Annotated in this window: 2 protein-coding genes; both read left to right on the plus strand. The window is 67.8% G+C overall.

Going from position 1 to position 8,737, the window contains the following annotated elements; genetic code table 11:
* Positions 1–116 precede the first annotated feature (116 nt).
* Entirely contained in the window at positions 117–7,271 is a 7,155-nt protein-coding gene (locus tag ACZ52J_RS42445) for an RHS repeat-associated core domain-containing protein (protein ID WP_465626774.1), read from the plus strand.
* Between the two features lie 90 nt (positions 7,272–7,361).
* On the plus strand, positions 7,362–7,736 hold the full coding sequence (locus ACZ52J_RS42450) for a hypothetical protein (RefSeq protein ID WP_465626775.1): 375 nt from the start codon (positions 7,362–7,364) through the stop codon (positions 7,734–7,736).
* Positions 7,737–8,737 lie beyond the last annotated feature (1,001 nt).

An 8,737-nucleotide genomic window follows, 5' to 3' on the forward strand; every position in this document is an offset into this window, starting at 1 on the left:
GTGATCATGAAGCGTAGAGAACTCCATGATCGGGCGAACCGTGCCTGCCCTGCTACTACCGATTAGCTCGGCACCTACTGGCGGACGCCCTAAGCGGGCGGTGGCGGTCACCAGTGGTGGCAGCCGCGGTCGCGCTGGCACTGACCGGGGTGAGCGTGCCGCCGGCGGTGGCATGGACCTACCCCGCTCCCGAGGGTGAAGTCTGGACGCCCCCCAACACCCCCTTGGGAAGCACGGGCGTCTCGGTCAAGGGACACGATGCCAAATCCCCGGGCGCGAAGCCGGCCGGCAAGGCCGCTGACTGGAAGCCGCAGGTCGCGGCGCCCGTCGTCACCGGCACGGCGACGGTCGTCGTCGGGGCCGACAGCGCGGAGGCCGAAGCCGCCCGCAAGGCCACCGGCGGGGCATCGCCCGCCTCTGGTGGCCAGACCGGGGCCAAGGCAGGAAACCTGGCGGTCCGGGTCGCGCCCGGCACCGGTACCGGCGAGAGCGCCCACACCGTCACTGTCGAGGTCGCCGGGCAGGACAAGGGCAAGGCCGCAGGCGTCAGCGGGCCCCTGATCTCACTCAAGGACGCCCAGGCACAGACCGGTGGCAACGGCCGCGAGGCCCGCGTCACCCTCGACCTGAAGGCCCTACAGGCCGACGGCTGGTCGGACCGCGCGCAGCTCGTCGCGCTGCCGGCATGCTCGCTGACGACACCGGAACGCTCCGAGTGCCGGACCCAGACGCCGGTGACGGCGAAGACCGACGGCACCGGCACCGTCACCGCGGATGTCGCTCTCCCGCCCGCGGCACCCGCTGCGGCATCCGACAGCACGCGTACCGGTGCGGTGAAGGCGTCGTACACCACGCGTCAGGACGCTGCGGTGACGCCGGCCGCCGACAGTACGGGGACCGGCGGGAGCCCGGTGGTTCTCGCTGTGGCATCGTCGCCGTCGGGGGCCATGGGGAACTACACCGCGACGTCGCTCTCGTCGTCGTCGGACTGGACGGCGGGCTCGAACACGGGCAGCTTCGCGTACAGCTACCCGATTCAGCTTCCGCCGGCGATCGGCGGGGCCGCCCCCACCGTGGCGCTGGGCTACAACTCGGCGGACGTGGACGGCAAGACGTCCGCCTCGAACGCCCAGCCCTCGTGGGTCGGTGACGGCTGGGGCTACGAGCCCGGCTTCATCGAGCGGTCCTACCGCGGCTGCGACAAGGCCGGGATCACGGGCTCGCCCGACCAGTGCTGGGGCGGACAGAACGCCTCGCTCTCCCTGGGCGGCCGCTCCGGCGCGATCGTGCGCGACGACACGAACGGCAGCTGGCATCTCGCGGTCGACGACGGCACCAAGGTCGAGCAGCTCACCGGTGCTCCGAAGGCCGCCGGTGACGTCGACTACCAGGGCATGGAGTACTGGCGGGTCACCACGCCGGACGGAGTCCAGTACTACTTCGGCCTCAACCACCTGCCCGGCGGCGACGGGAGCGACCCGGCCGCGAACTCGGTGCTGACCGTGCCGGTGTACTCGCCGAACAGCGGCGACCCGTGCTACAGCGCGAGCAGCGGCAACAACTCGTGGTGCCAGATGGGATGGCGCTGGCAGCTCGACTACGTCGTCGACCCGCACGGCAACCTGACCACGTACAAGTACGCCACCGAGGGCAACAAGTACAAGCGCGGCCGTGTCCAGACCGGCGGCGCCGGGGTGCTCACCGACTACCAGCGGGCCGGCTACCTCAAGGAGATCGCCTACGGCCAGCGCCTGGACGAGCAGCAGGCGGCCAAGGGCGGGGCGAGCCCGGCGTCGAAGGTCACCTTCTCCGTCGCGGAGCGCTGCATACCCAGCGGGTCGATCACCTGCGCGGAGGACCAGCGCACGGCCGCCAACGCGGATGCCTGGCCGGACACGCCGATCGACCAGATCTGCACCGACAGCTCCTGCACGGTCTCGGCGCCCACCTTCTTCACGACCAAGCGCCTGACCGCGATCACCACGCAGGTGATGGTCGACTCCGCCTATCGCACCGTCGACACCTGGAACCTCAACCAGCAGCTCGCCGACCCCGGTGACGGCACCAAGCGCCTCCTGCAGCTCGACTCCGTCCAGCGGGTGCCGAGCAACGGCCAGGCGGAGATCAAGGACCTGCCCGCGGTCCAGTTCCAGTACTTGATGCGTGCCAACCGCGTCGACGGTCTGGTCCCGGCCTCGCCGATGTTCATGCGCCCGCGCCTCACGGGGGTCACCACCGAGACCGGCGGCCGGATCAACGTCATCTACAGGGACCCCGAGTGCTCGCGGGTCAACAACCGGATGCCGTCCTCCGAGGACGGCAACACGATGGCCTGCATACCCGTCAAGTGGTACCTGCCCGGCCAGTCCTCGCCGGACCCGGTCAACGACTGGTTCGACAAGCCCCTCGTCAAGGTCGTCACGCAGCAGGACCTCGTCAGCACGCCGGGGGTCAGCAAGACCACCGAGTACACGTACGAGGGCGCCGCCGCCTGGCACCGCAACGACGCCGAGTTCACCGACCCGAAGACCCGCACCTGGGACCAGTTCCGCGGCTACCAGTCGGTGATCACCGCCACCGGGAGCGGCGACGCCTCCGAGGCCCCCAAGACCCAGCAGAGGGTCACCTACCTGCGGGGCATGAACGGCGACTACCTCGCCAACGGCACCCAGCGCACCGTCCAGGTTCCGAGCCCCCTGGGAGGCACGGTCACCGACAGCGCCCAGCTGGCCGGAGCTGTCGTCGCCACCGAGGTCTTCGACAAGGCCGGAGGCACGGTCACCAGCGTGACCGGCGCCACCCACAACGAGCAGCAGACGTCCGCGACCCACGCCCAGAGCGCGGGCGCGCCCAAGCTCTACGCCTGGCTGTCGGACTCCGAGAGCACCTCGATCGCCAAGTCCCTTCTCGCGGACGGAAGCTGGCGTACGACCACGGTTGTCACCACCACCGAGCCGGCCAACGGCAACCGCGTCGTCAAGGTCGACGACAAGGGTGACGGCAGCGCCGCGACGCCAGAGATCTGCACCACGACCGGTTACGCGAGCAGTGACAACTCCCAGCAGTTGATGCTGGTGTCCGAAGCGGTCACCTTCCAGGGGCCGTGCTCGGGCACGGCGACCGCAACGAACACGCTGTCCGGCAAGCGGATGTTCTACGACGGCAAGGCCTTCACCAAGGCCGGTGCGGTCGGGGACCCGACCGGCAGCCAGGTCCTGGACCACTTCGATGAGGCCGGCAACCCCGTCTACGTCAACGACGGCAGCGCAACGTTCGATGTGTACGGCCGCAACATGACGATGGCGACGACCGACGGGTCGACCTACGACCGCGGCGGCGCGCAGGTCACCGGACCGTCCGTCACTCCGGCCGTCACCGCCATCGCTCTCACCCCGGCCTCCGGCCGGCTGCCGACCGAGATCCGCACCACCGGACCGATGGGAGCGGGATGGACCACCACCGTTACCCAGGACCCGGCCCGCGGCTCGCCACTGACCAGCAGGGACATCAACGACCGCGTCACCACCAGCCAGTACGACGCCCTCGGCCGTGTCACCGCGGTCTGGGCGCCCGACCGGCCGACCACGGAATTCCCGAGCCGCAAGTTCACCTACGCGCTCAACGGCACCACGGCACCCTCCGCGATCACGACCGAGTCGATCAACGACGACGCGCTCTCCTACTCGGCGAGCATCGAGATCTACGACGGCCTCGGACGGCCCCGCCAGACCCAGGCCACCAGTGACGCCAAGCCCATCGGGCGCCTGATCACCGACACCGTCTACGACAGTCACGGCTGGGTGATCAAGACCTCCGCTCCGTACTACGAACAGGGCTCCCACCCCACCCCGTCCATCTTCCTGCCGGTAGCCGACGGGCAGGTCCCCGGCCAGACCTGGAACACCTACGACGGCAACGGCCGCGTCGTGCGCTCGGAGTTCCGCTCCAACGGCAACCTCCAGTGGGCCACCACCACCGCCTACCCCGGCGCCGACCGCACCGACGTCACCCCGCCCGCCGGTGCCGTGCCGACCTCGGCCGTCACCGACGCCCGCGGACGCACCACCGCCCTATGGCAGTACCGGACGCCGACCGCGACCGGCAACCCCACAGACGCGGACCTCACCACCTACGGCTTCACCACGGCGGGCCAGGCCTCCTCACGGACCGACAGCAGCGGCAACACCTGGAGCTACACCTACGACCTACGCGGACGCCAGACCTCGGCGGCCGACCCCGACACCGGCACCACCCGCACGTTCTACGACGCCAACTCACGCGTCGACCACACCGTCGACGCCAAGAACAACACGCTCGCCTACACCTACGACTCGCTGGGCCGCAAGACCGGCTCCTTCACCGGAAGCGTCGCCCCCGCCAACCAGCTGGCCTCCTGGAGCTACGACACCCTCGTCAAGGGCCAGGCCACGTCCTCGACCCGCTACGTGGGCGGAGCGACCGGCGCGGCGTACACGAACGCCGTCACCGGCTACGACACCGCCTACCGCCCGCTGGGCACCTCCATCACCATCCCGTCCGCCGAGGGAGCACTCGCCGGCACCTACACCACGGCCAACACCTACAGCCCGGTCATCGGGTCCCTGAAGAAGCTCGACATCCCGGCCGCCGGCGGACTGCCGGCCGAGACCGTCAGCTACGGCCGCACCATCACCGGACTGCTGACGTCCTCCGCCAGCCGCGGCAAGGCCGTCATCGCCCAGGTCGCCTACGACGCCCTCGCACGCCCCGTGCGCACGACCGCCGGCGACTACGGCAAGCAGGTCGTCTCCACCCAGCAGTACGACTGGGGCACCGGAAGGATCATCAACTCCTTCCTTGACCGCCAGACCGGCACCACCTCCATCGACCAAACCTCCTACACCTACACCCCGTCGGGCCGCATCACCTCGGTCACCGACCTCCAGGACGCCGCCACCACCGACACCCAGTGCTTCACCTATGACCACCTGAACCGGCTCACCGGCGCCTGGACCGACACCGGCGGCACCACCACCACCGCGGACTGGACCGACACCTCCGGAACCGTCCACGGCACCGGCAGCTCCACCACCGTCCCCGGCATCGGCGCCTGCATCAACCAGGACGCACCGGCGACCGTCAGCCCCGGCGGCCGCACCGTCGGCGGCCCGGCGCCCTACTGGAACACCTACACCTACGACGCGACCGGCAACCGCACCGGGCTCGTTCAGCACGACATCACCGGCAACAGCCTCAACGACACCACCACCCAGACCTTCGGAGCCGCCCAGACCACCAACACCCCCACCAGCGCCCCCAACACCGGCGGCGGAACCGGCGGACCCCACGCCCTGCTCACCTCCACCACCAGCGGACCGGCAGGCACCAAGGCGACCAGCTACCAATACGACGCCAAGGGCAACACCACCGCCATCACCGACACCGGCGGCACCACCACCCTGACCTGGAACGGCGAGGACAAGCTCGACTCCCTCACCACAACCGGCCAGGCCGGCGCCACCACCTACCTCTACGACGCCGACGGCAACCAGCTCATCCGCCGCAACCCCGGCAAGACCACGCTCAACCTGCCCACCGACGAGCTCACCCTCGACACGGCCAGCGGCTCCATGAGCAACGTCCGCTCCATCGCAGGCCCCGGCGGCCTGACCTACACCCGCGTCACCGCCGCCGTCGGCGGAGGCACCGTCCTCATCCAGGCAGCCGACCCCCACGGCACCAACAGCGTCCAGATCACCAGCAACACCGCCCAAACCGTCACCCGACGCCCCACCGACCCATTCGGCAACCCCCGCGGCACCCAGCCCACCGCCAGCCAGTGGGCCGGAACCAAGGGCTTCGTCGGCGGCAGCAAGGACGACACCACCGGACTCACCAACCTCGGCGCCCGCCAATACGACCCCGCCCGCGGACGCTTCATCAACCCCGACCCCATCCTCGACCAGGCCGACCCCCAGCAGTGGAACGGCTACGCCTACAGCAACAACAACCCCGTCAACCTCTCCGACCCCAGCGGGCTTCACCCCGACGGCATCTGCGGCGGATTCGGCACCTGTGAAAGCCCCCAGCACGACGTCATCCACGAGGACTGGCACCCCAACAGCACGGGCGGCTGGAACGTCGACTACTGGTACAACAACGACTCAAAGTACAAGTACCACGCCGGCAACGACTGGTCCCTGATCACAAGGGGCTACAAGAGCAAATGGCAACGCCTCAAGGAGGGGCTCAAGTTCGCCGCGGACTTCACCCCCGCAGGCGCCGCTGTCGACGCCGCCAAGGACATCCGCGACGGCAACTACATGAGCGCCGCCCAAAACCTGGCCGGCCTCCTTCCCGGAGAACGCCTCGCCGCCACGGGCGGGAAGATCCTGGGCAAGGCGATCAAGGCCGCCAACGAAACGGAGAAGGCCGAAGAAGCAGCCGAGAACGTCGCAGGCGCATCCTGCAGGATCGCCAGCCTTGCTGACCCTGCCCACAGCTTCCTGCCCGGCACCCAAGTCCTTCTGGCAGACGGCACAACCCGAGCCATCGAGGACCTCCAAGTCGGCGACCAGGTCAAGGCAACAGACCCAGCAACCGGCATCACCGAGCCGAAGCCTGTTATCCGTACGATCCGAACCCCGGACGACAAACAGTTCACCGACCTGACCCTGCAGACCAACGACTCCGGCCGCGATCAGGAAAAGACACAGACTCTCACCAGTACTCAGCACCACCCATTCTGGAACGAAACCACCCACCATTGGATCGACGCCTCGGAGCTGCGCCCGGGCGACGAGGTCCGCACAGCCGACGGCAGAATGCTCACCATCCTGATAATCAGGAACTACGAGAGCGCCCCGAAGGCCGCCTACGACCTCACCATCGCCGACCTCCACGCGTACTATGTGCTGGCAGGCGCCACGCCGGTCCTCGTGCACAACATCGGCGGAAAGAAGGGTGGCTACGGAGATGCGTGCAAGCTCTTCTATCCCGGGGAGCATGCCGGAGGGACGATTCCAGCGCGCAGTCAGGGCCGCTCCTGGACGCAGGCTGAAATCGACCAGACAAACGTGAATGGAAATACCTACGGGTGTCATTCCTGTGGGACGAAGACGTCCGGGTACCCAGCAGGAACATGGGTCAAGGACCATCAGCCGGTCTCGACATTTGTAGACCCCAGCGTTGAGCAACAGCTGTTCCCTCAGTGTATGGAATGCAGTGGGAAGCAAGGGAGGGCGGCAGCGCAAATGAAGCGCGATAAGATCAATCCATACACGGACTTCTAGGTTCTGGGGAGGCTTGCGTCCATATAGTAAGAGTGGGAGAGAGTCTCTGACTCGCGCCGTGGCCCAATCTTCGGAAAGGATTAAAGGTAGATGGACGAATTTCTGGCGAACGTGCCCTGGGGAATTCTTAAGATCGAGGCAGTGGGTGGCGATGGAGACATCCCGGACGCAGATCCGGATAGTCGACCTGTCTCGGCCAATGAAACGTGCGTGACTGTTACGGTTCTCCATGGAGATTTCGGGCAGGTGCGGGTTCGAATCGGTAAGGACGCGACTTTGGAAGAGGATTCAGTCGCGTTTTCTGGAATCATTGCATGTCCGACCGGAATTATTGAGATCGCGGACATCGTTGGTGACACGTCCTACTTGCAGCTGCCGGTCAGCGCCGACCGGGTGGAGATTTCTGTCGGGCTTGACAAGCCGGAACTAGCGGAGGTGGTAACTATCAGATTGCGAGAACTGTGACGTAACCCTCGGCCGTTCTCGTCCTAGTGCTGAAAGCGTAGAGATTCTGCTCAGCCCCACCCGCTATCTGATTGGCGGGCGGGGCTGAGCTTATGACACTGACGGCAGCAGAGCCGGATATCAGCGCACTTCAACTCACCGCAGCGGACCCGTAGGTTGCCTCCCACCCGTGAAAACTCAGTCTGAAGGTGCCGCCTATCACACGTACTATGTGGTGGCAGGCGGTAGCTCGGTCCTCGTTCACAACGACTGCGGCCGTTCGGTATTGCGTGGAACTACAACTGGGTTTGCCGAAGTGGGTGTGGAGCTTTCCCCTAGGGATTTTGCTCAGCGTTCTAGTATTTAGATACCGGCATCAGTCGCTCGGGGGATTCTCGGCCGAACTCGATGCCCTCGCCGCTGTTGTAGTTGAACGGCACCGCGAGTGCGGTGGGGAAGTATCGGTCATCAGTGGCTGTCACGCGCCGAACCCACCGGGGCCTGTGTCGGTGGCGGGTTTTAGGGTGACGACGAGCGTGGCCGCCGCCCGCCAGGCCGGCGACGGCGCGCTCGCTGCCCATTTTGCTCGCCGCCCCAGGCACCTGGCGGATCCTGCGATCATCGTTCGCTGTCCGGTCCCGCGGTCCTGCCACCCACCGGTGCGGCCGCCAGGCCGGCACCCAGTTGCACCCGGCGGTGCAGCGCCCGGGCATGGCCTCAAGGGCCCGCCAGGGCCCCCAAACCCCGCGGCCGCATCCAGGATCCGCCGACCGCTGCGCCCCGGGCCCTTCGCGCGGCGCGGGGCCGTGACAGCTCTTGCACCTTCGCCCCCCGGCCGGGCCCGGCACGGGGCGAGAGGCCTGCTTTGGGGGCCGTCGGCCGCAGACCGCCGCGCTGCGCCCGGCGGTCGCCCCCCGAGGCCGGTCGTGTGAGTGGGTGGGGTGGTGTCAGCGGGTTGGGCGGCAACGGGCTTTCAAGGGGCAGGGGACTGCTGGGCTGGGCTTCTGTCTGATGGTCTCGCT

The organism is Kitasatospora sp. NPDC034035 (genome assembly GCF_055575755.1).